22 protein-coding genes and 4 pseudogenes are annotated in these 26,043 nt (G+C 67.4%); 20 read left to right on the top strand and 6 right to left on the bottom strand.

What is annotated here, in order from left to right:
* The 12 genes and pseudogenes from E3T34_RS16200 to E3T34_RS01965 form a co-directional block, all read left to right on the top strand.
* A pseudogene (locus E3T34_RS16200) lies at positions 1-201 on the top strand (hypothetical protein); the annotation flags it as partial.
* An 84-nt stretch (positions 202-285) separates the two neighbouring features.
* A complete protein-coding gene (locus E3T34_RS02015) occupies positions 286-654 on the top strand; it encodes a DUF4440 domain-containing protein (RefSeq protein WP_104099425.1) in 369 nt (122 codons plus the stop codon).
* Between the two features lie 111 nt (positions 655-765).
* Positions 766-2,001: a hypothetical protein gene (locus E3T34_RS02010; protein WP_104099426.1), complete on the top strand. Its 1,236-nt coding sequence runs from the start codon at positions 766-768 to the stop codon at positions 1,999-2,001.
* 142 nt (positions 2,002-2,143) lie between these two features.
* Positions 2,144-2,854 (top strand): ATP-binding cassette domain-containing protein, encoded by a 711-nt coding sequence (locus E3T34_RS02005; RefSeq protein WP_134342004.1) that lies wholly within the window; start codon positions 2,144-2,146, stop codon positions 2,852-2,854.
* Complete coding sequence (locus E3T34_RS02000) at positions 2,855-4,945, top strand: YhgE/Pip family protein (protein WP_134342003.1); 2,091 nt, start codon at positions 2,855-2,857, stop codon at positions 4,943-4,945.
* Between the two features lie 106 nt (positions 4,946-5,051).
* Positions 5,052-5,645: a TetR/AcrR family transcriptional regulator gene (locus tag E3T34_RS01995; protein ID WP_134342002.1), complete on the top strand. Its 594-nt coding sequence runs from the start codon at positions 5,052-5,054 to the stop codon at positions 5,643-5,645.
* Positions 5,646-5,653: 8 nt separating this feature from the next.
* A complete protein-coding gene (locus E3T34_RS01990; RefSeq protein ID WP_241976913.1) occupies positions 5,654-6,148 on the top strand; it encodes a DUF3151 domain-containing protein in 495 nt (164 codons plus the stop codon).
* A complete protein-coding gene (locus tag E3T34_RS01985; RefSeq protein ID WP_104099431.1) occupies positions 6,149-7,435 on the top strand; it encodes an adenylosuccinate synthase in 1,287 nt (428 codons plus the stop codon).
* 227 nt (positions 7,436-7,662) lie between these two features.
* The gene (locus E3T34_RS01980; protein ID WP_241977317.1) at positions 7,663-8,322 is read left to right on the top strand and encodes a GNAT family N-acetyltransferase; all 660 of its coding nucleotides are present in this window, start codon (positions 7,663-7,665) and stop codon (positions 8,320-8,322) included.
* 313 nt (positions 8,323-8,635) lie between these two features.
* Positions 8,636-9,691 carry a DMT family transporter gene (locus tag E3T34_RS01975; protein ID WP_347232391.1) on the top strand — a complete coding sequence of 352 codons (1,056 nt, stop codon included), beginning with the start codon at positions 8,636-8,638 and terminating at the stop codon, positions 9,689-9,691.
* Positions 9,692-9,902: 211 nt separating this feature from the next.
* A pseudogene (locus tag E3T34_RS01970) lies at positions 9,903-10,229 on the top strand (chorismate mutase); the annotation flags it as partial.
* Between the two features lie 101 nt (positions 10,230-10,330).
* Entirely contained in the window at positions 10,331-11,284 is a 954-nt protein-coding gene (locus E3T34_RS01965) for an SDR family NAD(P)-dependent oxidoreductase (RefSeq protein ID WP_104099433.1), read from the top strand.
* A gap of 114 nt (positions 11,285-11,398) precedes the next feature.
* Here the strand turns inward: E3T34_RS01965 and E3T34_RS01960 are convergent, their stop codons facing one another.
* From E3T34_RS01960 to E3T34_RS01950, 3 genes are all read right to left on the bottom strand, one after another.
* Positions 11,399-12,352: a hypothetical protein gene (locus tag E3T34_RS01960; protein WP_134342000.1), complete on the bottom strand. Its 954-nt coding sequence runs from the start codon at positions 12,350-12,352 to the stop codon at positions 11,399-11,401.
* A gap of 185 nt (positions 12,353-12,537) precedes the next feature.
* Positions 12,538-14,847: a phosphoribosylformylglycinamidine synthase subunit PurL gene (gene purL / locus E3T34_RS01955; RefSeq protein ID WP_134341999.1), complete on the bottom strand. Its 2,310-nt coding sequence runs from the start codon at positions 14,845-14,847 to the stop codon at positions 12,538-12,540.
* A gap of 116 nt (positions 14,848-14,963) precedes the next feature.
* Complete coding sequence (locus E3T34_RS01950; RefSeq protein WP_134341998.1) at positions 14,964-15,425, bottom strand: DUF3817 domain-containing protein; 462 nt, start codon at positions 15,423-15,425, stop codon at positions 14,964-14,966.
* A gap of 152 nt (positions 15,426-15,577) precedes the next feature.
* Between E3T34_RS01950 and mgrA the strand changes: the two genes are divergently transcribed.
* From mgrA to E3T34_RS01925, 5 genes and pseudogenes are all read left to right on the top strand, one after another.
* Positions 15,578-16,603, top strand: coding sequence for an L-glyceraldehyde 3-phosphate reductase (gene mgrA / locus E3T34_RS01945; RefSeq protein WP_134341997.1), 1,026 nt, complete (start codon positions 15,578-15,580; stop codon positions 16,601-16,603).
* A 148-nt stretch (positions 16,604-16,751) separates the two neighbouring features.
* Entirely contained in the window at positions 16,752-17,270 is a 519-nt protein-coding gene (locus E3T34_RS01940) for a hypothetical protein (RefSeq protein WP_233191140.1), read from the top strand.
* Positions 17,271-17,391: 121 nt separating this feature from the next.
* A pseudogene (locus E3T34_RS01935) lies at positions 17,392-17,664 on the top strand (IS1380 family transposase); the annotation flags it as partial.
* A gap of 359 nt (positions 17,665-18,023) precedes the next feature.
* Entirely contained in the window at positions 18,024-18,356 is a 333-nt protein-coding gene (locus E3T34_RS01930) for a helix-turn-helix domain-containing protein (protein WP_104099439.1), read from the top strand.
* Positions 18,349-19,569: a type II toxin-antitoxin system HipA family toxin gene (locus tag E3T34_RS01925; RefSeq protein WP_134341996.1), complete on the top strand. Its 1,221-nt coding sequence runs from the start codon at positions 18,349-18,351 to the stop codon at positions 19,567-19,569. Before E3T34_RS01930 ends, E3T34_RS01925 begins: the two co-directional genes overlap by 8 nt.
* Positions 19,570-20,085: 516 nt before the next feature.
* Here the strand turns inward: E3T34_RS01925 and E3T34_RS01920 are convergent.
* The gene (locus tag E3T34_RS01920; protein WP_166785815.1) at positions 20,086-20,712 is read right to left on the bottom strand and encodes a wax ester/triacylglycerol synthase domain-containing protein; all 627 of its coding nucleotides are present in this window, start codon (positions 20,710-20,712) and stop codon (positions 20,086-20,088) included.
* Between the two features lie 116 nt (positions 20,713-20,828).
* Between E3T34_RS01920 and E3T34_RS01915 the strand changes: the two genes are divergently transcribed.
* Positions 20,829-21,179 (top strand): hypothetical protein, encoded by a 351-nt coding sequence (locus E3T34_RS01915; RefSeq protein WP_134341994.1) that lies wholly within the window; start codon positions 20,829-20,831, stop codon positions 21,177-21,179.
* A 66-nt stretch (positions 21,180-21,245) separates the two neighbouring features.
* Here the strand turns inward: E3T34_RS01915 and E3T34_RS01910 are convergent, their stop codons facing one another.
* Positions 21,246-21,797, bottom strand: a complete 552-nt coding sequence (locus tag E3T34_RS01910) for a cob(I)yrinic acid a,c-diamide adenosyltransferase (RefSeq protein WP_134341993.1) — start codon at positions 21,795-21,797, stop codon at positions 21,246-21,248.
* Positions 21,798-22,254: 457 nt separating this feature from the next.
* Between E3T34_RS01910 and E3T34_RS01905 the strand changes: the two genes are divergently transcribed.
* Entirely contained in the window at positions 22,255-25,062 is a 2,808-nt protein-coding gene (locus E3T34_RS01905; protein WP_134341992.1) for a vitamin B12-dependent ribonucleotide reductase, read from the top strand.
* 21 nt (positions 25,063-25,083) lie between these two features.
* Positions 25,084-25,358: pseudogene (locus tag E3T34_RS16295) on the top strand (hypothetical protein); the annotation flags it as partial.
* On the opposite strand, the gene E3T34_RS01895 reads toward E3T34_RS16295, so the two are convergent.
* Entirely contained in the window at positions 25,291-25,941 is a 651-nt protein-coding gene (locus tag E3T34_RS01895; RefSeq protein WP_134341991.1) for a TetR/AcrR family transcriptional regulator, read from the bottom strand. The pseudogene E3T34_RS16295 and the gene E3T34_RS01895 overlap by 68 nt on opposite strands.
* Between the last annotated feature and the right edge of the window lie 102 nt (positions 25,942-26,043).

The raw sequence follows: 26,043 nt of genomic DNA, 5'->3' as shown, positions 1-26,043 counted from the left end.
TGGCGGGTGTTGCACCTCGGTGACGGCACGCTTGAGTGGACGTCGCCGACCGGGCGCACGTTCGTGAGTGAGCCGGCCACGGTCATCCGCTCGGCGTCGCCTGTGCCGAGACCCGCACCGGAACCGCGCACGCCTGCGGCTGAGTCCGAGCCCGAGCCCGAGTCCGAGCCCGATCCCGAGCTCGACCCGGCGCCGTACTGACGGGCGGCTCGCCCGGCCGCAGATCCAGAACTCAGTCCCGCTCCCAGAGGCTCAGTCGGTGCTTTGAGGGGCTAGCGTTGGGTCATGACTGCGATCACTGACGATCTGCCCGCCCGCCTCCTTCACGAAGAGCACGAAGGGTGGCAGGCGATTCTCGCCGGCCGCGGCGGAGACTATTACCGGCGAACGATGACCGCGGACGGACTGCTGATCCTGCCGGGCAGGATCGTCACCCGCAACGAAGCGATCGCCTTCTTCAAGGAGATGCCCGCCATCACGAGCTACCAGCTCCGCGAGCCGGCCGTGGTGCGCCAGAACGAACACGCCGGGGTGCTCGTCTACCGGCTCCTGGCCCACCGCGGCGACGAGGTGATCGAGGCGAACGCGGCCACGACCTACGTATTCGCCGACGGCGGCTGGTGCGTCGCGACGCACCAGCAGACCGCCCTGTAACGACCGGAGAGGGGCAGCTTTTCCGCTCCGCTGCGGACCGTCCGGCAGGGTTGTGAACGCCGGAACCCGGGGATACCGTGGTTGATAAACTGCCACAGAAAGGACTCCGCAATGGCTGATTTCGGTAATGAGGGGCTCGCGGACTTATACCGTCGATCCGGTTCGGTGTCGAGTGCCTACGTTGACGTGACCCAGGATGCGCAGAACCCCCGGCGAACCTCTTCCCTGCGCCAGCGCACCCTGCGGGAGGCGCTGACCGATGCCGGTGCCCCGGAGATCGACATCAGCACCATCATCGAGCTGATTGAGGAGCCGCCGGGCGTGGGCGGTTCGATAGGCAGGCTGATGTTCGTGCGGCAGGGCGTGGTCGAATTCAACGAGGTGCTCTCGGGGGAGCCGCTCGGCGAGTTGCTGGTCTCCTACGGGCCGGTGCCCGCTCTGATCCCCCTGCTGATCCACCGCCCACGGGACCTCAGGTACGTGGTGGCCGAGGCCGGGCGCGACGGCGGCGAGGTCACCCTCTACCGGCTCAGCCGCTCGCACCCGGTTTCCAAGGTGAAGGTGGAGGGCGACACGGAGTTTCTCACGAAGGTGGGTTCCGAAGACGACTTCCTTGCGAACGGGCGCTATCAGCACCGCACTGAGGAGGTGTGGAAGCGCAACGAGGGCCAGATCGCTGCCGCGATCGACGAGGTCGTGCGGGACAGTAAGGCCGAGCTGCTCGTGCTCACCGGCGACGTGCGTGCCCGCCAGTTGCTCGTCGACCAGCTCTCTCCCGCCAGCCGCGAGGTGCTGCACGTCGTTGCCACGAACACCCGCCCGGATGGTGCCACGCAGGAGGAACTCGAAGGTGACCTCAATCGCCACCTCGCGGCAATTCTCGCGCAGGAGGAGCACGACGCCCTCGAGCGGCTGGGGACGGGACAGGGCAGCGGCCTCTCCGAGCTCGACTTCGCGGCCGTGGTGCGGGCCCTGCAGCAGGGCCAGGTCGATGTGCTGATGCTGGCCCCGGACCGGATGGCGGGGACGACTCTGATCGCCCTCGACCGCGAGCCGTGGCTGGCAGCCACCTCGGCCGATGCCCTCGGCGCAAGTGAGCTCGGCTCGGTGCCGGCCGCCGACGCGCTGATCCGGGCGGCGATGCTGACGGATGCGCGGGTGATGGTGGTGTCTCCCGGGGAGCTTCCGGCGGAGACGAGCGCCGCCGCTCTGCTGCGCTGGTCGACCCTCCCGGCCCCGGCCGAAGCTCCCACCCCCGCGGAGGCCGAGCTCGCGAAGCTTCCCAGCCGCGGCGACGCGGTGACATTCCCGCGTCGTCGCGCAGCATCCGGTACTCCGGAGTCTTAGCCGCGGCCAGAACGGCGTTCAACGTGGCGAAGGCCACGTCACCGTCCGGGCGGCACCCGGGGCGCGCCGGCTTGAGCCGTGGCAAGCGTCACGTCGATCCCTTGTTCTATACTGACTAGTCAGTACAAACGAGAGGATCGACGTGCAGTCGACAGTGAGGGCGCACGACCTGGCCCTGCGATTCAAGCGGGGCTCGGTTTACGGGCCCCTGAGCTTTGAGGCCGGCACCGGCCTCACCGTGCTCTGCGGCCCCACTGGCAGCGGCCGCACCAGCCTGATGCTGACCCTGGCCGGTCGCATGAAGCCGAGCGAGGGAACCCTCGAGGTGCTTGGCCACGAGCTGCCCCGCCGGGCCCGCCGGGTGCAGAAGCGCACCGGCATCTCCGGCTTCCACGACATCGACACCCTCGAGGAATCGGTCACCGTCGGCGCCGCAATCCGTGAGCGCACGGCCTGGATCTCCCCCTGGTGGGCGTTCATCCGCTCGGTCGACGACACCGAGGTGCGCCGCGTCTGCGCCCCCGTGTTCGGCGGCGTGCCGATTCCGGCTGCCAACACTGTGATCTGGGACCTCAATGAGGTGCAGACCGTGCTGCTGCGGGCCGCGCTCGCGGTCATGAACGAGCCGAGCATCCTCTTCTTCGACCAGGTCGAGCAGGTGCACGCACCGGAGTCCCGGCGCATCCTCTGGCAGCGCCTCGCCTGTGTCGCCGCCGCCGGAACCAGCGTGATCGCGTCCGCGACCGCGCCCGAAACCGAGATGTGGGCCGAGCTCGGCATCGACCCGGCCGTTGTCGTGATGACCAAGGCCGGGATGACCTCGGCAGTTCCATTGAATCAGGAGACCCGCTGAATGTTCGCCTTCCTCTCCTCCGGCACCGAACTGCACCGCTTCGGCAAGGGCAAGATGCCCAAGATCGCCCTCGTCGTGCTTATGTTCATCCCGCTCATTTACGGGGCGCTCTACCTCTGGGCCTTCTGGGCGCCCGACCACGAACTCGACCACCTCCCCGTGGCGCTCGTCAACGGAGACGCCGGCGCCAGCCGGGACGGCGAACCGGTCACCGCCGGCCAGGACCTGGTTGACGAGCTGGTCGACGGCCACGAGCTCGGCTGGACCGTGACGAACGGGGCGGATGCCGCCGCGGGCGTCAGGGACGGCGACTACTACTTCTCGGTCACCATCCCGAGCGACTTCTCGGCCAGCGCCGTCTCCGCCGGCACCGACACCCCGCTTTCGGCCACCGTGCAGGTCGACTACAACGACAGCAACAGTTTTCTCGCCACGACCATGGGCAAGCAGGCCATGGTTCAACTGCGGGACGCGGTCGCCACCGAGATCGGCGACCAGACCGTCAATGCGCTCCTGGTGGGGGTGAACGAGGCCGGTGACGGCATCCGTTCGGCAGCGGGTGGCGCCGGCCGGCTGTTCGACGGGCTCACCACAGCGTCGGCCGGGACCGGCTCCCTCCTGGTCGGCCTCGATGCCCTTGCCGAGGGAGCGCTCACCCTCGACGACGGCGTTGCGCGCCTCACCGACGGCGCCGGCACCCTGGCGACCGGACTGGACACGCTGTCCGACGGCGCCCGGGCGCTCGCCGGCTCCTCGGTGACCCTCTCCGACGGCACCGTGCAGGTGTCCGAGGGGATGCAGGCCGCCGCCACGGGTGCCGCGACCCTCTCCGAGAAATCGGTGCAGCTCGCCGACGGCGCCGACCAGATCGCCGCGGGAACCGGCACGCTGGCCGGCGGCACCGCCTCGGTGTCGACCGGACTGCACGACCTGCTCCTGCAGATACAGGCGGCACCGGAAGGCACCCCCGCGTCGGCGTTCCTGCCGGCCGTGGAGCACCTCGACGCCGGCGCCGGCGCCGTGAACGCGGGTGCCCAAGGCGCGCTCACCCAGACCCAGACCTATGCCGGGCTCAGCGACCAGTTCTCCACCGGAGCCGGGGAACTCTCCGGCAAGCTGATCGCCGGGGCTTCCGGCGCCGCCCAGGTGGCCACCGGTGCCGGGCAACTCTCGGCCGGCGCGGCCTCCCTGGCCGAGGGGGCCGCCACCGCGGCCTCCGGGGCGGACTCCGTACTCGCCGGCAGCGAGCTGCTGGGCGAGGGCACGGGGTCACTGTCCGACGGCACCCGGCAGCTCGTCGACGGCGGCGCGAGCCTGAACACCGGCGCCGCCGAACTCGCCGCCGGCAGCGGCACCCTCGCCGACTCCCTCACCACGGGCGGGCGAAGTGCGCCCGACCTCACCGCGGACCAGATTGCAAAGAAGACGGCCGTAATCGCCAGCCCGGTCACGCTCGTGCAGAAGTGGGAGAACGCCTCCGACAGTTTCGGCGAGGGGTTCGCACCCTTCTTCCTGGCCCTGGCCACCTTCGTCGGCGGGCTGATCACCTGGCTGATCCTGCGGGCTCTGCCAACCCGGGCCCTCGCCAGCGCCGCCTCCGGGCTGCGCTCGACCATGACCGGCTTCCTGCCGGCGATGGCCATCGGGCTCGCCCAGGTCGTGATCATGGTGCTCGTGCTGGTCTACGGCATCGGCCTGCAGCCCGAACACTGGTTCGGGATGAGCGCGTTCCTCTACCTGACGACGCTCGCCTTCCTGGCTCTGCAGCAGATGTTCATCATCCTGCTCGGCACCGCGGCCGGCCGCGTGGTCAGCCTCGTGCTGCTCATGCTGCAGCTGAGTTCGTCGGGCGGCACCTATCCGGTGGAGACCACGCCCGTGTTCTTCCAGGTGCTGCATCCGTTCATGCCGGCGTCGTACGTCGTGACCGGGCTGCGCGAACTGATCACCGGAGGCATCGACTCTAGACTGTGGGTTTCGGTTGCCGTCCTCGCCGTGATGCTGGTCGGCTCGGTCGCGATCAGCGCCTGGAGCGCCGGCCGCCAGAGGATCTGGACCGTGGGCCGGCTGCACCCCGAACTGACTATCTAGCGCGGCCCCGGCACCGAACCGAACCTGCCGGCACCGAACCTGCCGGCACCGAACCTGCCGGCACCGAACCTGCCGGCACCGAACCTGCCCGTGGAAAGGAACTCCAATGGCACGCGCCACCGGAACGAAACGCGCCATCCTCGACGCCACGCTGCAGCTCGCCGCGACCAGGGGCATCAGCGGCACCACGATGGATGAGGTCGCCGAGCGGGCCGGGGTGGCCAAGGGCAGCCTGTATTACAACTTCAGCTCCAAAGACAAACTGTTCGAGAAACTGCTGCAGGAGGGGGTCGGCGCGCTCGCCGAAACCCTCCGCGCCGCTTCGGCCGGCCTGCACGGCAGCGCGGCCCTCGAGGCGCTGGTGCGCGCGCTGCTCGACCGGATCGCGGCGAACACAGCACTGTCCAAGCTGATGGCGGCGGAGATCTTCCGCACCGACCGCACCTGGCAGAAGACGCTCTTTGCGCTACGGCACGAGGCCCTCGCCGTGTTCGCCGACGCGATCGCGGAGGCGAAGCCGGGCAGCCGTGCCGACGCGACCTGCGGTCTGATGGCGTCGAGCGTGTTCGGTGCCGTGCTGATGGCGGGCCTGGAATGGCTCGTTTTCGAACCGGACCGGCCGCGGGACGAGGTCGCCGCGGCCATCCTCGGTTCCCTCTCCGGTGGCCTGTTCGGCGAGGAGCGGTCCGGGCCTTGTTAGGATCGAGTGTGACCGGCGACAATTTGATTGAGCAGCCCGAGACCCTTCTTCCCGCGGAACCGGAGGTGATCGAGGCGCTCCGCCGAGCCGATAGCGGCAGTATTTCCGGCGTGGTGGAGGCCCATCCGACGTCCTCCCTGGCGTGGGCCGTGCTGGCCGACGCCACGTACCTCGAGGGTCGAACCCTGGAGTCCTACGCCTATGCGCGCGTGGGCTACCACCGCGGCCTCGACGCGCTCCGCAAGGCAGGCTGGCACGGCCAGGGCCCGGTGCGCTGGACCCACGAACCCAATCGCGGAGTCCTGCGGGCGCTCTATGCGCTGCGCCGGGCCGCGGGCGAGATCAATGAACAGAACGAGTTCGACCGTCTCACCACCTTCCTGAACGGCGCCGATCCCACGGTGATCAGCCGCCTTGATCAGGAGACCAGCACACCGGACGGCTACCGGGCCACCGACCCGGCCCCGCCCACCGAGGCGTTCTTTATCCGAGGAGAAAACTAAATGCCAGCGATCGTTCTGATCGGAGCCCAGTGGGGCGACGAGGGCAAGGGCAAGGCCACCGACCTCCTCGGCAGCCGGGTTGACTACGTGGTCAAATTCAACGGGGGAAACAACGCCGGCCACACCGTGGTCATCGGCACCGAGAAGTACGCGCTGCACCTGCTGCCGTCAGGCATCCTCACCGCCGGTGTCACGCCGATCATCGCCAACGGCGTGGTCGTCGACATTGAGGTGCTCTTCGAAGAACTTGACGCGCTGATCTCCCGCGGCGTGGACGTGTCCGGACTCAAGGTGAGCGCCAACGCTCACATCATCACCCAGTACCACCGCACGGTCGACAAGGTCACCGAGCGTTTCCTCGGCAAGCGCCAGATCGGTACCACCGGCCGTGGCATCGGCCCGACCTACGCCGACAAGATCAACCGCGTCGGCATCCGCGTGCAGGACCTGTTCGACGAGAACATCCTGCGCCAGAAGGTCGAGGGTGCCCTGGCCCAGAAGAACCACCTGCTGGTCAAGGTCTACAACCGTCGCGCGATCACGGTCGACGAAATTGTCCAGGACCTGCTCAGCTACGCCGAGCGTCTGCGCCCGATGGTCGCCGACACCGCCCTGCTGCTGCACGAGGCCCTCACCGCCGGAAAGACCGTGCTCTTCGAGGGCGGCCAGGCCACGATGCTGGATGTCGACCACGGCACCTACCCGTTTGTCACCTCCTCGAACGCGACCTCCGGCGGCGCCGTGACCGGCTCGGGCATCGGCCCGAACCGGATCGACCGGATCATCGCCGTCGTCAAGGCGTACACGACCCGCGTCGGCGCCGGCCCGTTCCCGACCGAACTGTTCGACGAGTCGGGCGAGTTCCTGCGCGCCAACGGTTTCGAGTTCGGCACCACCACGGGGCGCCCGCGCCGCTGCGGCTGGTACGACGCGCCCGTCGCCCGCTATACGGCCCGCATCAACGGGGTGACCGACTTCGTGCTGACCAAGCTCGACGTGCTGACCGGCCTGGACACGATTCCCGTCTGCGTCGCGTACAGCGTCGACGGCGTGCGCTTCGACGAGGTGCCCGTGTCGCAGTCCGACTTCCATCACGCAAAGCCCATCTTCGAGGACTTCCCCGGCTGGACCGATGACATCACCGGCGCCCGCACCTTCGAGGACTTGCCGCGGAACGCGCAGGCCTACGTGCTCGCGATCGAGAAGATGAGCGGCGCCCGCATCTCGGCGATCGGCGTCGGTCCTGGCCGCGAGGAGATCATCTCGCGCCACGATCTCGTCGACTGAGGCAAGCGCGGCTGTGGGCCGCGGGCCACGGGCTGTGAACGGCGGGCTGCGGGCGGTGCTGAAGGCCTCCGCTCGGTGCCCTGACGAATTCGACGGAGATTTTGCTGCTGGAGGGCGAAAACCGGCCCGCGGCATCCGGTTTCGCCAAAATCTCCGTCGAATTCGTTCGCGCCGACCTGACCGCTGCCGTTCATTCGGTGGCAACCTGGCGCTGCCACAGTGTCGGCATGACTGCCGAACGACCTCAGAGCATCGCCATCGTGGGCTACTATGTGCGGCTCGAACCTCTCACCCGTGCGCTGCTGTCCGAGCTGCACGGCGCGATCGCGCATCCAATGGTTTTCGACGGCGGTTTTGGCGGTGGCCCGGGCGGGCTCCGCACGGACCCGGCCGAGTTCACCGACTGGGCGGATGCCTACGTTCACTGGGCGGGACTGCCCTATGCGGTGCGCTTGGCCGGCGGCCCGCACGCCGGTGACCTCGTGGGCATGTCCACGCTGGGCGACCTGCACCTGCAACACGAGTCGGCCCACGTGGGCTGGACCGCTTACGATCCGCGGGTCTGGGGCACCGCCGTCAACGCGGAGACGAAGCTACTACTGCTCGGGCTGGCCTTCGACCATGGGTTCGGGCGGGTGAAGATCCAGGCGGATGTGATGAACGTGCGGTCCTGCGCGGCTATCGCGGGCATCGGGGCCACGTATGAGGGGATTATCCGCCGGGAGCGGCGGCGGGCCGACGGCAGCTGGCGGGACACCGTGATCTACTCGATCCTCGACAGCGAGTGGCCTCGGGTGCGGGCCGGGCTGCGGGCGCGGCTCGACGGGTACGGCGCGCGTTCGGTTCAGTACCGGGTGCGGCCGCTCGAGACGAGAGAAGTGGCCTGACGGCGGCACCGCCGGATGCCCGTTTGCGTGCTCCGGCGCGTTCCGGCGCGCTTCGGCGCGTGCAGCGGGCCGCGGTCGAGCGCGTCCGTGCGGAGTGGGTTCCGTGCTCAATGCCCGAACGAATTCGACGGAGATTTTGCCGCCAAGAGCCGAAAACCGGCCCGCAGCATCCGTTTTCGTGAAAATCTCCGTCGAATTCGTTCGCGCGCGCGGCGGGTCACTCATTGCCAATGATCGGCGGCTTTCGGCCGCGGCGGTTGGCACCAGTCCGGCACCCGTGCGGAGTGTCGGCGGGGCGCGGTACAGTCGGCAGGTGAGAGACGTTCCCGCCGCCGGACGAACCCGGGTCACCCTGCAGTTCCTGGGCATGGGTGTGGTCTGGGGATCCAGTTTCCTGTTCATGAAAGTGGCCCTCGAGGGGGTCACGTTCGGCCAAGTGGCGTGGTCGCGGCTGGTGCTCGGCGGTTTCACGCTCGGCCTGATCGTGCTGACCAGCCGTCCGCGTGTGGCCAATGGGCCGGTGCTGCCGCGCGAGAAGATGGTCTGGCTGCATTTCCTGGTGATCGCGATCACCGGATGCGTCGTGCCGCACCTTCTGTTCGCGTGGGCGGAGCAGTACGTGTCGTCGAGTCTGGCCAGCATCTACAACGCCGTGACGCCGATCATGACCGCGGTGATGGCGACGCTCGCGTTCCGGGTGGAGCGGCTCGCGCGCGGGCAGGTGGCAGGCATCCTCGTGGGCATCGCCGGCGTGGTCGTGATCATCGCGCCGTGGCGCTACGCGGCCCTGACCGGCGACCTCTGGGGCCAGCTGGCCTGCCTGGGCGCGGCGGTCTGCTACGGCTTCACGTTCGGCTACACCCGCCGGTTCCTGAGCGGCCGGCCGATCGCCCCCGCGACTTTCGCGTTCTTGAACATCGGCATCGCCGGGGCGATCATGCTTGTGGCCACCCCGGTGGTGGCGGCGCATCCGGTGGCACTGACCGTGCCGATCGTGGCCGGACTGCTCACTCTCGGCGCGCTCGGCACTGGCGTGGCCTACATCTGGCACATCAACGTGCTGCGCGCCTGGGGACCGACGAACGCGTCGACGGTGACGTATGTCACACCCGTCGTCGGGGTGCTGCTGGGGGTGCTCGTGCTCTCGGAGACCTTCTCGTGGCACGAGCCGGCCGGGGCGGCGCTGGTGCTGCTCGGCATCCTGCTGACCCAGCGGCGGCTGCGCTTGCCTGGGCGGGCGGGGTCGGCGCGGCGGTTGGCGCGGCCGGTGAGGGCGGCCCGGTCGGCGGAGTCGTCTGGGTCGTCCGGGTCGTCCGGGTCGTCCGGGTCGGCGGAGTCGCCCGCGCCGCTGCAGCGGTCACGGAGTTAATGGCGACCGGTATGGCGCCGGAATCGACACTTCCGGTCGAGATCGACTCGCGCGCCGGGCGAAGTCGACCGGAACTGTCGACCTCGGCGGAGCGGGCGTGGAATGCGTTGGAGCGGGTGACCGCTTCCGGGTGGTAGCCCGCGGCCTCCATCGAAGACGGCGGGCAGTGCCGGTCGTGCGGTCACCGCGCGCGAAACGGTATCGTCGAACCATGGCTGCACACGAGGAATTGCCCGCCGGCGCGGGGCAGGAAGCGATCGACGAACTGGGCAGCATCCGTCAGAGTATCGACAACATCGACGCCGCGCTGATCCACTTGCTGGCGGAAAGGTTCAAGTTTACCCAGCAGGTCGGACGGCTCAAGGCCGCGCACGGCCTGCCCCCCGCCGACCCCGAGCGGGAGCTGCTGCAGATCCAGCGACTGCGCGGACTGGCCGAGGAGGCTCGGCTCGACCCGGCCTTCGCCGAGAAGTTCCTGAACTTCATCATCGCCGAGGTCATCCACCACCACGAGAAGATCGCCGGCACCGAGTCGGCGAACGGGTCCGCGCCGCGAGCTGCGGGGGCACGAACGGATGTCGCACGGCCGGTCGTGGGCACCAGCCCCGATTCTTCCGCCACCACGTCGCCGGCCACCTCATGACTTCTCAGACCTCCGCGCTCCCCGGGGCGTCGCGCGCCCTTCCGGCCCAGTTCGGGAAGACCTTCGTCGTCACCGGCGCCAACGCCGGCCTCGGCTACTTCACCACCGAGCAACTCGCCGCTGCGGGCGCCCACGTCGTGCTGGCCTGCCGCAATCTCGCGAAGACGGAAGCCGCGGTCGCGGCCATCCACGCCCGGGTGCCCGGGGCATCCGTGTCGGCGATACCGCTGGACCTGAGCGACCTCACCCAGGTACACCGTGCCGCGGATGCGCTGCTGGAGCTGCCGCGGATCGATGGGCTGATCCTGAACGCGGGCATCGTGCACCCGCCGCGCACGCGCGAGCTGAGCCCCGACGGGCACGAACTGGTCTTCGCGACCAACTACCTCGGCCATTTCGCGCTCACCGCGCGGGTGCTGCCGGCTCTGCGGCGCACGCCCGGCAGCCGGGTCGTCGCGCTCGGGTCGATGATTTCGCGGCTGCTGGACTCGCCGCTGCTCGACCTGCAGTTGGAGTCCGGCTACAACCGGTGGAAGGCCTACGCGCAGTCGAAGATCGCCATGCAGGTGTTCGGCTTCGAGCTCGATCGACGGCTGCGGGCGGCCGGAGCCGGCGGCACTGACGGGGTGCAAAGCCTCGTGGCACACCCCGGTTACTCGATTTCGGGTCTGACGCCGGGCATCCGCGGGGTCAATCAGCCGTCGCGTGCGAGCCGATTCGCCGACACCCTGCAGTCCTTCGGTGCTCAGGGCAAGGACGCCGGGGCCTGGCCCACGGTGAGTGCGGCCGTCGACCCGGATGCCCGTGGCGGCGACTACTACGGCCCTCGCTATCTCACGCGCGGCCTGCCGACGCTGCAGGAGCCCACGCGCACCTCGCTCGACCCCGCGGTCGCAGAGTCGCTCTGGTCACGCTCGGAGCTCCACCTCGGCGCCCCCTTCTCGATCTAGCGGGCGCCCCGCTGCACGGCCCCGCGTGCGCTCAAAACGCCGCCATATGACGGGGAATGGCGGCGTTTCTAGCGCACGCGACCCCTGGAGAGGGTGTGGGGCTGGAGGTGGGATTTAGGGGATCCAACCGCGATCGAGAAGGGCGGTGCGAATTCGGGCGATGACCGCATGGGGAGAGTGGGATTTGTTGACACGGATGACCCGCCACCCTTCTTCCATGGGCTCGTCCAGCCGGTCGATGTCGCGGTGAAACTGTCGTTCGTCTTCGCGGTGCTGGCCGCCGTCATACTCGATCAGGACCTTGTAGCGCAGGTAGGCGAGATCACCCAAGGCCATGAAGGCGCCGTATCGATTGACGAGGGTCAGGTTCACTTCCGGCTCCGGCAGGCCTGCCCGCACGATGAGAAGTCGCAGCACTGTTTCCTTTGCAGAATCGGTGCGCGGACGGACCAGGGCGAGGGCCTCGCGGAGACGACAGGCACCGGGCAAGCCCGCGTGCCGCGCAACGGCCAGGTGAAGTTCCGCCATCGTGGCCGCAGGCCGCTGGCGGCGCACGAGGGAGTCGCCAATGATGATCAACTCATCGAGGGTGAGGACCGTCGACAGCTGGACCCACGCGTCGACCGCTGAAGCGACGGCGAGGTGTCCCACCGAAACGACGCGCACCCGGTCCAGCGGAATCAGATGTCCGCGCACGCCCTTGCCCCGGCGGCGCCGGGTCCGAATGCCTGTGCCTACATCCACGATTGACCGCTCGAGGAGTCGCGCGGGGAGAGGCAGCCCGTGGAGAAGCGCGGCCGTCGCGTGGCTGAAGAACTGATCTGACGGCATCCGCACCGCGTAGTCATAGGCCCGGGTGCGCGCTGCTGCACGGATCCGTGCCCACCTGTCCGCGTCGCTGATGGGGGCCGGTGACGGGCCGCGCCCCACAGGCGCCCGCACGCCGTGGAAGGGCCGCGCGAGGTCGCTGCGCCGCAGTCGCCCGGAATTGACTCCTCGCTGTCGAGCGTCGGCGACGGAAAACGGCCCATCACCGAGCTCGGCCGGCAGCTCAGAAGGCGGTCTCATCGCACGATGATGCCACCCACTGCGATTCGCACGGTGCTCTATCCACAGGCGCCGACCGCAGGCGCTCGCGCGTGCGCGGAAAGTGCCACTTTGATCCCGGCGATGGCGGCCGATTGGTCGCACGCAGGGGCGAAACGGGGTCGGTCGGTCGGAGGGGAGCGGGAGAACGGGCGGAGGAGGAACCCCTACTGCGCGAAACGGGAGGGGAGGGTGCTGCGGTGACGCGTCTGCAAGTCGGCGAGCGACACCGTGAAGTGGTCCTGGATCTCCAGGCTCGCCGAGGTCGAGTCCGTCACGCCGATGCGCAGCACCGGGTAGCCTCGCCCCTCGCAGAGGCCGAGGAACTTCACGTCGTCTTCCCGAGGAACCGATACGATCACGCGCCCGGCCGACTCCGAGAACAGGGCGACGGATGCGTCGATCCCGTCGCGCTCGCAGATGTCGCCGAGCCACACGCGGGCTCCGACCCCGAACCGAAGCACCGCTTCGGCCAGCGTCTGCGCCAGCCCGCCCGAGCTGAGATCGTGGGCGCTGTCGATGAGCGCCTCGATCGACGCCGCGTGCAGCAGCCCCGCCAGGGCGGCTTCGCCGGCCAGGTCGACGACGGGCGGCAGCCCGCCCAGGTGGTCGTGGATGACTTCGGCCCAGGCCGAGCCGTCCAGTTCCTCGCGGGTCACGCCGAGCAGGTAGATGTTGTGGCCGTCGTCCTGCCAGCCGCTGGGCACGCGGCGGGCGACGTCGTCGATCACGCCGAGCACGGCGACCACAGGGGTCGGGTGGATCGGCTGGTCGCCGGTCTGGTTGTAGAACGACACGTTGCCACCGGTGACCGGGATCTCGAGCGCCAGGCATCCGTCGGCTAGACCGTCGACGGTCTGGGCGAACTGCCACATCACCTCGGGGTTCTCCGGCGAACCGAAGTTGAGGCAGTCGCTGATGCCGACCGGCACCGCGCCGGTCACGGCCACGTTGCGGTAGGCCTCGGCCAGAGCGAGCTGCGCGCCGCGGTACGGGTCAAGCTGGCAATAACGGCCGTTCGCATCGGTGGCGATGACGAAGCCGAGGCCCGACTCCTCGTCGATCCGGATCATGCCCGCGTCGTCGGGGAACGAGAGGGCCGTGTTGCCCATCACGTAGCGGTCGTACTGGTCGGTGATCCAGCTCGGGTCGGCCAGGTTCGGCGAGCCGAGCAAGGCCAGGAACTGCTCGCGCAGCACCTCGGGTGAGGTCGGGCGGGGCAGCGCGGAGGCGCTGTCGGCCTGCAGCGCGTCGAGCCAGGTGGGGTAGGCGACCGGGCGGTCGTAGACCGGCCCGTCGACCGCGACGGTGCGCGGGTCCACGTTGACGATCTCCTCGCCGTGCCAGTCGATGATGAGCCGGCCGGAGTCGGTGACCTCGCCGAGCACGCTGGTCTCGACATCCCATTTGGCGGTGATGGCGAGGAAACCGGCGAGCTTCTCCGGGGTGACGACGGCCATCATGCGTTCCTGGCTCTCGCTCATCAGGATCTCTTCGGCCGTCAGGGTGGGGTCGCGCAGCAGCACCTTGTCGAGCTCGATGAACATGCCGCCGTCGCCGTTGGAGGCGAGCTCGCTGGTGGCGCAGGAGATGCCTGCGGCGCCCAGGTCCTGGATGCCCTCGACGAGCTTCTCGCGGTAGAGCTCGAGGCAGCACTCGATCAGCACCTTCTCGGCGAACGGGTCGCCGACCTGCACGGCGGGGCGTTTGGTGGGGCCGCCTTCGGAGAAGGTGTCCGAGGCGAGAATGGATGCCCCGCCGATGCCGTCGCCGCCGGTGCGGGCTCCGAAGAGCACCACCTGGTTGCCGGTGCCGGTGGCGTTGGCGAGGTGCAGGTCCTCGTGGCGCAACACTCCCACGGAGAGTGCGTTGACGAGCGGGTTGCCCTGGTAGACCTTGTCGAACCAGGTCTCGCCGCCGATGTTGGGCAGGCCGAGGCAGTTGCCGTAGAAGGAGATGCCGGACACGACGCCGTGCACGACGCGGGCGGTGTCGGGGTCGTCGAGACGTCCGAAACGGAGGGCGTCCATCACGGCGACGGGGCGGGCGCCCATCGAGATGATGTCGCGCACGATGCCGCCGACGCCGGTCGCGGCACCCTGGAACGGCTCGATGTAGGAGGGGTGGTTGTGCGACTCGATCTTGAACGTGACCGCCCAGCCCTCGCCGACATCCAGCACACCGGCATTCTCGCCCATGCCGACCATGAGGTTCTTCTTCATGGCGGGGGAGACCTTCTCGCCGAACGAGCGCAGGTATTTCTTCGAACTCTTGTAGGAGCAGTGCTCGCTCCACATCACCGAGTACATCGCGAGCTCGCCGCTCGTGGGGCGGCGGCCGAGGATCTGTCGGATCTCGGCGTACTCGCCCGGGGTCAGCCCCAGCGCGTCGAACGGCTGCTCTTTCTCGGGCGTCGCAATCGCGTTTGCAACGGTGTCGGCAATGCCGCGGGAGGGTGTGGTGGTAACAGCGGTCACGAGTGGCGTTCTCCCAGAGATAACGGATGCTTGACCTGGCGAGTCTACCCGCCGCGCCGCTCCAGCGCCGGTTCCGAGGCCGCCCGGCTATAGCCTGGCAGCGGCCTGGCCGCCCGCTAGCTGCGCCCGCCGGGGGGACCCAGCGACAGCATCACCGTCATGATCGCCACCGCGGCCACGGCGAAACTGCTGATCAGGATCACCGGACGGTTCAGCATCCAGCGCAGCAGCGTGCCCACCCAGGTGTGGTCGCGCGGGTCGTCGGTGGCGACGCGGCGCCAGTCGCCGTCGAGCCGGCCGCTGCGGTCGAGACGGATGTCGAACGGCACCGTTGCGTAGGGCACGATCGCCGTGGCGACGGCGAGCACCATCAGCCGGACCGGCCAGCGCTGGTTCAGGCCCACCAGCACGGCGGTCAGGGCGTAACTGATGAAGACGAACCCGTGCAGGGAGCCGGCGATCCGCACCGGGGTGCCGCCGGCATCCGCCACGTATTTCAGCAGCATGCCGCCGATCAGGAGGGTCCAGGTCACCGCCTCAGCGATGGCGATGGTGCGGTAGAAGAGGCGGGGAGACACGGGGGAACACTCCAGGGGGTGGGGAACGGGACGAAAGAAGGGGGAGCTTCGATCTTCGCAGGGTTGCGGGGGAGCCGCGCATCGGCCGAACGGATGACACGGCGGATCAGTGGGGCAGAGGGCTACCCAGCCGACTGTGCGAGTCTGAAGGGATGACGTACCTTCCCGCGGACACCCGCTACGACTCCATGCCCTACCGCCGCACCGGGCGCAGCGGCCTCAAACTACCCGCGATCTCGCTGGGCCTCTGGCAGAATTTCGGCGGCACCGCACCGATGGAGACGCAGCGCGCCATCCTGCGCCGCGCCTTCGACCTAGGCGTCACCCACTTCGACCTGGCCAACAACTACGGTCCGCCCAAGGGCAGCTCCGAGAGCAACTTCGGCGTGCACCTCGCGCAGGATTTCGCCCCGCACCGCGACGAGCTGGTCATCTCGACCAAGGCCGGCTACGGCATGTGGTCGGGCCCGTACGGCTCGTGGGGTTCCCGCAAGTATCTGCTCTCGAGCCTCGACCAGTCCCTCGGCCGCATGGGCCTGGACTACGTCGACATCTTCTACTCCCATCGGGCCGACCCGGACACCCCGCTCGAGGAGACGATGGGTGCGCTGCACACGGCCGTCACGAGCGGTCGGGCGCTGTACGCCGGCATCTCCTCGTACTCGCCCGAGCGCACCCGGCAGGCCGCCGCGATCCTGGCCGAGATGGGCACGCCGCTGCTGATCCACCAGCCCTCGTACTCGATGTTCAACCGCTGGGTCGAAGACGGACTGCTCGACACCCTGGACGACCTCGGCGTCGGCTGCATCGCCTTCTCCCCGCTGGCGCAGGGGCTGCTCACCGACCGCTACCTGAACGGGGTGCCCGAGGGGTCCCGAGCCTCGCAGGCCGGCTCGATGAGCCGCGACATGGTGAACGACCAGACGGTGGGGCGCATCCGTGCCCTGACCGAGATCGCGGATGCCCGCGGTCAGTCGCTCGCCCAGCTCGCCCTGTCGTGGGTGCTGCGACGCGAAACCGTCACCACGGCGCTCGTCGGCGCCTCCTCGGTGAAGCAGTTGGAGACGAACATCGCCGCGATCGACAACCTCGCGTTCACCGACGCCGAGATCACGGCGATCGACGAGCACGCCGTCGACATGGGCATCAACCTGTGGGAGCCGTCCAGCGCCGTCTAGCCCGGGCGACATCGACGGATGATTCGGGCGGGCCGCTGCGGCGCCCGCGCCGTGATCGCCGGGCAACTTTCCTGGACAGGTTATTAAAAGCAGAGTTATCCTTTTAATAAATCACACGATGAGATCGAGGAGACTGCTAGTGGCAAGAATGAGTGTGGAAGTGGAACTCGAGAAGGGCCAGGTGACGAAGTACCGGCGTCACGAGAACGGGCGTGGACTGGTGTCGCCCGGTGCCCAGGTGAACCCGAGCGCCTACGTGTCGAGCGCAACGTATGTGGAAAGTGACGCCCAGGTCGGGCCTGAATCGTGGATCGGGCAGGGGAGCTGGATCGACCACGGGGCGATCATCGGCGCGCGGGTCTTCGTCGGCGCGAACGTGCATGTCGGGGCCGATGCGATTGTCGGAAACGAGGCGCGCCTGGCCAGCAACACGGACATCGGCCGTGGGGCTTTCATCGCCGACGGTGCGGTCATCGACCACGAAATTGCGGTCCCGGAGTTCACCGACGTCAGTGCACGGCCGACCACCCGAGCACGCACTGTTCCACCGGGGGGCCTGTCGGCGGCATCCGGTCCCGACCGTGCCGGATGGCGGCGAACCTGGGGTGCTCGACGCACGCCGTCACCTCGCCTGCCGGTCCCCCCGGTGTTGGTCACGGTGTCCTAAGCCTCAATCCACCGGTGAGGCTGGGGAGTTGACGGCGCGTTAAACAGAGAATGCCTTCCAGATCAGGAAAAATAGAACTCACTCAGGGTTCATTTCGACTGACACGAAAGGCATCTCGTAGATGCAATTTTTCCATAGGCCCACGGCCTTGTCAGCGTCCCTCGATGACACCAATCTCGTGTCGGCCGCCGGACTCGTCCCTGCGATGATGTTGGCCGCCTCCACGGGCCTGGGCGAGCTTGCCAGCCGGTGATTGACGTTGCCGGGGTACCTCGGGGCGAACGCAGGGTTGAAAGTCACCGCGTTGGTCGCGGGGATGCTCGCCGGCGCGGACTCGATCGATGACATGGCTCTGCTCCGCCACGGCGGGATGAAGAAACTCTTCGCCGATGCCAGACATCAGGCGCCTGCGCGGAGATCGAAGGGGCCATTCGCCCGGCTCGCGCGGCCGCCTGAAACCACTCACCCCTGGAGTCAACTGAACTCGAGGCAGTCCCTCGTGAGTCTTGTGAGTCTGGTGCGATTTGTGAGTCGTGTGAGCTTGGGCCGCACCCGACATTCCTGCCAAATGTGGGCACGCGTGAACCTCTCCGCCCGTAAAGGCACCGGAGTCTGCCCGCCACACGCCCGACACGCGGCACACTCGTCCGGTGCGCTGCGATCCGCCGCAGACGGGAAACCAATTTAAGGCGAAGTATCAAATGCTTTATAAACGTTAGTGTATAAAATAATAGACGTTAGGGAGGAGAGTCAATGGTTGAGAAGCGATTAACCCCCATCCCCGTCCGGCGTGCTCTCCGTGAACTTGGCACAGACATTCAGACGTGGCGGAAACTTCTCGGGTTGACTGCTGCGCAGGTCGCGGACCGCGCGGGCATGAGCCGGGCAACCCTCCACAAGCTGGAATCAGGGCAGGGAGGCGTCAGCCTCGAGACCGCGCTGCGTGTCTTCCGGGCACTTGGAATCATGGACACGGTCGTTGAGAGCGCCGACCCTTATCGCAGCGACATCGGCCGGCTTCGCTCCGAGGAAGTTCTCCCGCAGCGTGTGCGTCAGAGCCGGCCGAAGAAACAGGCCGATGTCTGACGCGGAAGTCTGGGTGCAAATAGACGGTGTCGACGTCCGCGCGGGCACGGTCTACGCGCATCGTCGACGCAACTCCGAGAGCGCCACTTTCACCTACGACATCGATTATCTGGCCAGACCAGACGCGTACTCGCTCGATCCGGGACTACCCCTCTCATCCGGGTCTTTCAACACTGCGGACGGGCGTCGCCTTTTCGGGGCGTTCACGGACTGCGCTCCCGACCGCTGGGGACGCAAACTCATCGAAAGATCCGAACACCACCGTGCCGCACAAGGCGGTGGAGCTGCACGCAGTTTCGGCGAACTTGATTACACGCTCGGTGTTCGCGACGACCTTCGTCAGGGCGCCTTCCGGTTCCGTCGTCCGGGGACCACTGATTGGCTGGGGCCGGCGGCTGCAAGCGTGCCGCACCTGGTCGGCCTGCCGAGACTTCTCCACGCTGTTGAATCTGTTGAGAGCGACCATCCCGATGACGAATCGTTGCGGCTACTCCTGCGTGCGGGAAGCTCTATCGGTGGTGCCCGGCCCAAAGCTTCCGTTGTCAACGGCCGGGGTGCATTGCTCATTGCGAAGTTCCCCCGTGTTGCCTCCGACGAATGGGACGTCATGGCGTGGGAGCAGCTTGCTCTGACGCTGGCCAGCCGGGCAGGCATTCGAACGCCGCGCACTGAATTGATGAGTGTCGCAGGCCGGAACGTGCTGCTGCTCAACAGGTTCGACAGAGTCGGGGATAGTCGCATCGGATATGTGAGCGCTATGACGATGCTCGAAGCAGTTGACGGCGAGCACCGCAGCTACTTGGAAATCGCCGAGGTCATTGAGCAGTCATCCTCATCTGCGACGCGTGACCTTCGCGAGCTGTGGCGCCGGATCGCGTTCTCAATCCTGATCTCTAACACCGACGACCATCTCAGAAACCACGGGTTCCTCCGGTCGGACACCACACGCAGCTGGGACTTGTCTCCCGCGTTCGACCTCAACCCCAACCCGGCAGCGGGACCCAAAGAGTTGTCCACGTCCATCGACTACGACACCTTTTTCGCGGACACCGCCGCCCTCCTAGACGTGGCTCGGTACTTCCGTGTGAAAGACGCCGTCGCATTGCTATTAGAAGTCAAGGCCGCTGTTTCCGGGTGGGTCGTGGAAGCCCGCCGACTCAATATCCCGGAAAGCGAAATTGACCTGATGGCTGGCGCGTTCGTTGCCGGATGAGCCCAGAAGGCTGGACGGACCGAGTGTTCAAGTACTCGACGCCGGTAGCGGGGGTTTCGCGATCTGATTCATCTGCTCACGCTGGCGCTGAAGAGCCGGAGCGAGCACGGTATCCGCGATTTCCGAGACCAGGCGTAGGAGTAATCGGATAAGCCGTTCGAGGGGCATTGTTGCGCGGAGGCTAACCGCGCGCAACAGAGACTCGGTCGATGGAGCTCTCCCTCGCTCCATATCCGCTGAGGGTTCTGCGAGGATTGAATTCCAGTAGATACTGACCGGACTCGCCCGGCCGACCATTGGCGTCGTGCAGATCGTCGGGAACAACGCTATTGGTGGATGGCACAGCCCGCGCCCGCAGTAGTTTCTGCCCGACGTGCCCGACTTCTAGGGCTGAATGTCGGCCAAGGAATTTATTGCGGGGACTCGGGCGACTCGTCGCGATCGACCGGCGCATCCTGGGCGGTCTCGTCGGAACGTTACCCGGCAGCGGCCCCGACGCGACTTTCCCAAATTGCCTCAGTAGAACCTTCGTGCAGGGCCTTGGCCAGTGGCAGGAGAGTTCGGCAGTGCGCCACCGATCGCGGTGAGCACGACGTCGTTGACCGTGGCTTTCTGGGCGTGACCGGCGTTGCGGATCCCGTCCAGCGCCACCGTGACCGTAGCGAGGCTTCGTCGCGGGCCGGTCGGCCGGTTAAGCGACGTTGGCCTCAGGCGCGTCCACCGCACCGACCGCAATTCCCGGGCCGCGTCCTGGAGGCGGCGCAGCAGAGCGGGGAGAGCTCGCAGTGAACCTAGCCGGCGGGTCCAGGCGTCGATGGCGAGCTGGCGAATGGATGCTTGCGGCCGCGGGAAATCGGATTCATGCGTCTTCGGGCCCACGGCCCTGGGCGTCCCGGTAGCGTCCGACTGGTCTACGAGCCCGCCCAGCACGACCAGGCCGGCCACTCCGTCGGCGAGCACGTGGTGAAAGACGACGATCAACGCGGCTTGGTGCCGCGCTACTCCGGTGACAAGTGTGGCTGCCCAGAGCGCACGGGTGCGCGGCAGCGGAGCGACGAGCAGCACTGCGGCTAGATCGAGTACCGCCTGCTCGCCCCCGGGGGCCGGGCAGCCGGGGCGAACAATCTGCTTTCCCGCAAGCACGCCTGGTGGCCCTGGCTGAGTGCGGAACGCATGCCATTCTGGACGCGGTGATTGGCCCGTGCGCGACGTCGGAAATTGAACTCTCCCGAGAGCTCGCAGGACGCTTCGAACCGGGCATGTTGGTCCTCGCCGACCGCGGCTTCTCCGGCTTCCGGTTGTGGGCTCAAGCGGCAGCGACGGGCGTTGACCTGCTCTGGTGGGTCAAGACGAACCTCCGCCCTCGGCATCAGGAGACCCTCGCTGACGGGTCCTGGCTGGCGACGATCATCCCGACCTCGGGCCCGGGGCGGCAATCGACACCACCATTGACCGTGCGGGTCGTGGACTACACGATCGACGACGGACGCGACAACCCTGACGCCGACCGGCTGCTGACCACGATCCTTGATCCGGCCGAGGCCTCCGCGATAGAACTCGCGACCGTGTACTACCCCTCCACGAGCCAAAATCACCACTCAAACGCTTAACTGAACGGTATTGAGGCTAAACGGAGGAGGAACCGGCGAGGGAGAGAATTCAATTTTGAGTCGTCCTCAGTCGTGGCTGGCAGGCTCTGTTTCGGGGCCCGCCGAGTGCCGGGCAAGCACGTAGAGCAGGTCGGAGAGCCGGTTGAGGTAGTGCCGCGCGTCGTCGCTGACCGGATGCCCGACCACACCGGCCCGCACCGTGTGCCGCTCGGCCCGCCGCACCACCGTTCTGGCCAGATCGATGGCGGCCTCGGTGGGCGTCGACCCGGGGATGAGGAAAACCGGCCGCAGCGGCCGGGCGGTCACCAGCCCGTCGATGATTCCCTCCAGCTCCGTGACCATGTCCGGAACGACCAGCGATATGCGCGGGACGAGGCGGTCGCGGTGAGCTGGGTTCCCGACCAGATCAGCTGCGACGACGAACAAATCGCGCTGCACGCGGAACAGGATCGCGGCATGCTCGAGCTCGGCGCATCCCGCTCGCGCCAGACCGAGGGCAGACACCGCTTCGTCGATGTCGCCGACCGCGTCCATGAGTTCATCACCCTTGGAGACCCTGCCGCCATGAAGCATCCCGGTGCTGCCGGCGTCGCCGGTTCTGGTGTAGATTCTTGCCATTTCGTGGCCTCCCGTTGATCGCCGGACTAGGTTGACGAAGCTGGGCCGGTACCGGACAAATCCATCGTTTCATGCATTCGCGTGCCGGTGCGGCTGTCTGCCGTCGGTGCGCGGGTGCCCGGCCACCGTCGGGATGCTGCACACCGCACGGAACACCACCCCTCTATCGACGTGGTTGCGCCGCGGGGCTCAGATTTTCCCCTTCAGCAGCGCAACGTTTTTTGGTGGGGATCTGATGCGCGCCGTCGTCCTGGCCGACGGCGCGGCACTGATCGGCCGGCCTGTGCGTGCAGCCCTGCTCCGCACCGCCAGGCGGGCTTTTTTCTGCAGCACTGCCCGTCGAGGACACGCCCGAGCCGAAGCAGAAAAACACAATCACTACATGTAGTGGTTCACTGAGGAGTCGACACCCACTGGTAGTAATTCGGCATTCGGGTGTCGTGAGTGGGGAGCGAACGTGAGTAGCAGGAATCAGAACGCCGAAGCCGGGTCTGACGGAAGCGATCAGGGTGCGCATAGTGCCGGACTGGCCATCGAGCGCCACTTCAGCACGCCCGGGGTCCACCCGTACGACGAGGTGGTCTGGGAGCTTCGCGATGTCGTGCAGACGAACTGGAAGAATGGCGAAACCGTCTTCGAGCAGAAGGGTGTCGAGTTCCCGGACACCTGGTCGGCGAACGCCTCCACCATTGTGAGCACCAAGTACTTTCGCGGGGCCATCGGGTCGCCCGAGCGGGAGTCCAGCCTCAAGCAGCTGATCGACCGGGTGGTCACGCGGTATGTGGTTGCCGGGTCGGCGAACGGTTACTTCGCCGGGGACGGCGACGCGGAGGTCTTCGGTGCGGAACTGACCTGGCTGCTCCTGCATCAGGTCTTCTCGTTCAACTCCCCGGTGTGGTTCAACGTCGGGACGCCATCGCCGCAGCAGGTCAGCGCCTGCTTCATCCTCTCGGTCGAGGACACAATGGAGTCCATTCTCGGCTGGTACCGCGATGAGGGGATGATCTTCAAGGGCGGTTCTGGGGCGGGGGTGAACCTGTCCCAACTGCGTTCCTCCAAGGAACTGCTCTCCTCCGGCGGAACGGCCAGTGGGCCCGTCTCGTTCATGCGCGGCGCCGATGCCAGCGCGGGCACGATCAAGTCCGGCGGGGCGACCCGGCGTGCTGCCAAAATGGTGGTGCTCGACGTGGACCACCCGGACATCGTGGAATTCATCGAGGCCAAGTCGAGGGAGGAAGGCAAAATCCGTGCTCTGCGGGATGCCGGCTACGACATGGACCTCGGCGGTGCGGACATGGCGAGCGTGCAGTACCAGAACGCCAACAACACCGTTCGGGTCAGTGACGAGTTCATGCGAGCCGTGGAAAACGGCACCAGCTTCTCCCTCACCTCCCGGCAGGACGGAAGCGAGATCGAGTCAGTGCACGGACCGGGCCTGTTCCGTCAACTCGCCCAAGCGGCGTGGGACTGCGCCGACCCGGGAATCCAGTACGACGACACCATCAACGACTGGCATACCAATCCCGAATCGGGTCGGATCACGGCGTCGAATCCCTGCTCGGAGTACATGTCGCTCGACAACTCGTCCTGCAACCTGGCCTCGCTCAATCTGCTCAAGTTTCTGCGCGCCGACGCCGTCCCGGGGGAGGACGTGTTCGACACGGATGCCTTCGTTCGGGCGGTCGAGCTGATCACCACGGCGATGGACATCTCGATCTGCTTCGCCGACTTCCCGACGCCGGCCGTCGGTGAGACGACCCGCGCGTTCCGCCAGCTGGGCATCGGCTACGCCAACCTCGGTGCTCTCCTGATGGCCGCCGGTCACGCCTACGATTCCGAGTCGGGCAGGGCCGTGGCCGCCGGGATCACCTCCCTGATGACCGGAACCGCCTACCGGCGTTCGGCCGAACTGGCCGGGGTGGTTGGCCCGTACGAGGGCTTCGCGCGCAATGCGGAGGCCCACACGAGAGTCATGCGCAAGCACGAGGCAGCCGACATCGCCCTGCAGACCTCGGGTGGCATGAGCGGCGAGATCCATGATCGCGCGTCGGCGGCCTGGCAGCAGGCCCTGATGTTGGGGGAGGTGTCCGGCTGGCGAAACGCGCAAGCCAGTGTTCTCGCTCCGACCGGCACGATCGGCTTCATGATGGACTGTGACACCACGGGAATCGAACCGGATTTCTCACTGGTGAAGTTCAAGAAGCTGGTGGGTGGCGGCTCCATGCAGATCGTCAACCAGACCGTGCCCCGAGCGCTGCGCGGCCTGGGGTACCCGCGGGAGGCCGCCGAGGCGATCGTCGAACACATCGCCCTGCACGGACAGGTCATCGGTGCCCCCGGGCTCGAACCGGAACACTACGCGATCTTCGACTGCGCCATGGGGAAGAGGGCCATCGCGCCGATGGGCCACGTGCGCATGATGGCCGCGGTTCAGCCGTTCCTCTCCGGAGCCATCTCCAAAACCGTCAACCTCCCGCAGAGCGCAACGGTCGACGAAGTGGAGGAGGTCTACTTCCAGGGCTGGAAGCTCGGGCTCAAGGCGGTGGCCATTTACCGCGACAACTGCAAGGTCGGTCAGCCCCTATCGGACGGCAAGGCCGCCCCGGCGTCCGTGCCGGTCGTGCAGCCCGCGTCGCCGATCCGGCGGCGACTCCCGAAGTCCCGCACGTCGATCACCACGTCCTTCGCCGTCGCCGGCGCCGAGGGGCATCTCACGGCGGGGTTGTACCCCAACGACGAACTCGGCGAGATCTTCCTCCGGCTGGGCAAACAGGGTTCTACTCTGTCCGGGGTCATGGACGCATTCTCCATCGCGGTCTCGATCGGCCTACAGTACGGGGTGCCGCTGCCGACCTACGTCGAGAAGTTCACCAATCTGCGCTTCGAACCGGCGGGGATGACCGATGACCCGGACATCCGGATGGCGCAGTCGATGATGGACTACATTTTCCGCCGCCTGGCCCTGGACCACCTGCCGTTCGCCACGCGCTCGTCGATGGGGATCTTCACGACCGCCGAGCGCGTTTCCCAGCTCAATGCGGGTGGCTCTGAAGCAACGGAAACGGCGCCACCGAGCCAGGTGCTGCCTCCGGCCCAGCCGCCTGCAGGGGCGACTCGAGCGGTGCATTCCTCGGCGGAACTACTCGAGGCTCAGCAGGGTCTCAGCTTGGATTCGCCGCTGTGCATGTCGTGCGGCACCGCCATGCGTCCGGCCGGTTCGTGCTACGTCTGCGAAAGCTGTGGCAGCACGAGCGGCTGCAGCTGAGGCCCATCGCTGCCTGACGGCGGTGGGCTGTCGGCGCCGATCTTCGACATCGTGCTCAAGGGCCTCACCATTCGCGGTTCGATCGGGGGCACCCGCCGTGACCTTGTCGAAGCCCTGATTTCCACAACCGTGGAGTGTTCCACCCGGCTGTCGCCACTGGCCGCCTCGAGGAGCTGACCGACGTCCTCGATGAGATGCGCCAGGGCAGGATCGACGACCGGGTCGTCATCACGGACTCGGCGCACCCGCTGCCGATGCGGCGCCGGACAGGGGGCTCGCCGTCGTCAACTGGATGACGGCCAGCGCGGACCGAGCGTGGACCGCGGCCTCGGCGGCGGTCACCGGTTCGAGCAGCCCGAGCAGCCGCCGCCGGTAGTCTTCGCCCAGCAGCAGTGCGTAGAGCTGCTCGGCATGGGCAGCGGCCGCCTGGCCGTGCTCGGCCCGAATGTGGTCTGCGAGGCGCGCGATGTGGCGCATGTCGCCGTTGTCGTGCAGCCGTCGGGCGAGTTCGGGAAAACGCAGCGACTCGGCGATCACGAGGCGGTGTAGTCCGATCATCTGGGCCGAGTGCAACCCGTACACGATACGCGCGGCGAGTGATTCCAGCGTCTCCGTGCGGAGAGGCTCGCCACTGACGTTCGCGGCCAGGCGTCGCTGCATCTCGGTGAAGACGCCATCCTTGTCACCGAAGTAGGTGTAGATCGTGCGCTTGGTGACGCGGGCCGCGGCGGCAATCCGGTCCACCGTCGCCTTGCCGAAGCCATATTCAAGGAAGACCGGCAACGCGGCGTCGAGGATCTGGCCTCGACGCTCGACGCGCCCCGCCTCCGTGGGTCGGCCGCGCTTGCGAACCGGGCTCGCTGGGGTCGCTGAGTCCATGTCCGGCCCTTCGGATCTTCAAAAAAACGTTAAACGCAAACGTACTCTCGGATGTAGAATGAAACTAATTCGTATCATTAAAATTCGATGCGACTCTTCGAT

The organism is Cryobacterium sp. TMT1-62, from assembly GCF_004403145.1.
In the GTDB taxonomy this organism is placed as follows: domain Bacteria; phylum Actinomycetota; class Actinomycetes; order Actinomycetales; family Microbacteriaceae; genus Cryobacterium; species Cryobacterium sandaracinum.
Note: the sequence above shows the minus strand (reverse complement) of the source record. Positions and strands in the feature narration are given on the sequence as shown.

Coding starts and splice junctions, on each gene's coding strand:
- E3T34_RS02015 (WP_104099425.1), top strand. CDS start 286: ATGACTGCGATCACTGACGATCTGCCCGCCCGCCTCCTTCACGAAGAG.
- E3T34_RS02010 (WP_104099426.1), top strand. CDS start 766: ATGGCTGATTTCGGTAATGAGGGGCTCGCGGACTTATACCGTCGATCC.
- E3T34_RS02000 (WP_134342003.1), top strand. CDS start 2,855: ATGTTCGCCTTCCTCTCCTCCGGCACCGAACTGCACCGCTTCGGCAAG.
- E3T34_RS01995 (WP_134342002.1), top strand. CDS start 5,052: ATGGCACGCGCCACCGGAACGAAACGCGCCATCCTCGACGCCACGCTG.
- E3T34_RS01985 (WP_104099431.1), top strand. CDS start 6,149: ATGCCAGCGATCGTTCTGATCGGAGCCCAGTGGGGCGACGAGGGCAAG.
- E3T34_RS01980 (WP_241977317.1), top strand. CDS start 7,663: ATGACTGCCGAACGACCTCAGAGCATCGCCATCGTGGGCTACTATGTG.
- E3T34_RS01965 (WP_104099433.1), top strand. CDS start 10,331: ATGACTTCTCAGACCTCCGCGCTCCCCGGGGCGTCGCGCGCCCTTCCG.
- E3T34_RS01960 (WP_134342000.1), bottom strand. CDS start 12,352: ATGAGACCGCCTTCTGAGCTGCCGGCCGAGCTCGGTGATGGGCCGTTT.
- mgrA (WP_134341997.1), top strand. CDS start 15,578: ATGACGTACCTTCCCGCGGACACCCGCTACGACTCCATGCCCTACCGC.
- E3T34_RS01940 (WP_233191140.1), top strand. CDS start 16,752: ATGAGTGTGGAAGTGGAACTCGAGAAGGGCCAGGTGACGAAGTACCGG.
- E3T34_RS01930 (WP_104099439.1), top strand. CDS start 18,024: ATGGTTGAGAAGCGATTAACCCCCATCCCCGTCCGGCGTGCTCTCCGT.
- E3T34_RS01925 (WP_134341996.1), top strand. CDS start 18,349: ATGTCTGACGCGGAAGTCTGGGTGCAAATAGACGGTGTCGACGTCCGC.
- E3T34_RS01915 (WP_134341994.1), top strand. CDS start 20,829: ATGTTGGTCCTCGCCGACCGCGGCTTCTCCGGCTTCCGGTTGTGGGCT.
- E3T34_RS01910 (WP_134341993.1), bottom strand. CDS start 21,797: ATGGCAAGAATCTACACCAGAACCGGCGACGCCGGCAGCACCGGGATG.
- E3T34_RS01895 (WP_134341991.1), bottom strand. CDS start 25,941: ATGGACTCAGCGACCCCAGCGAGCCCGGTTCGCAAGCGCGGCCGACCC.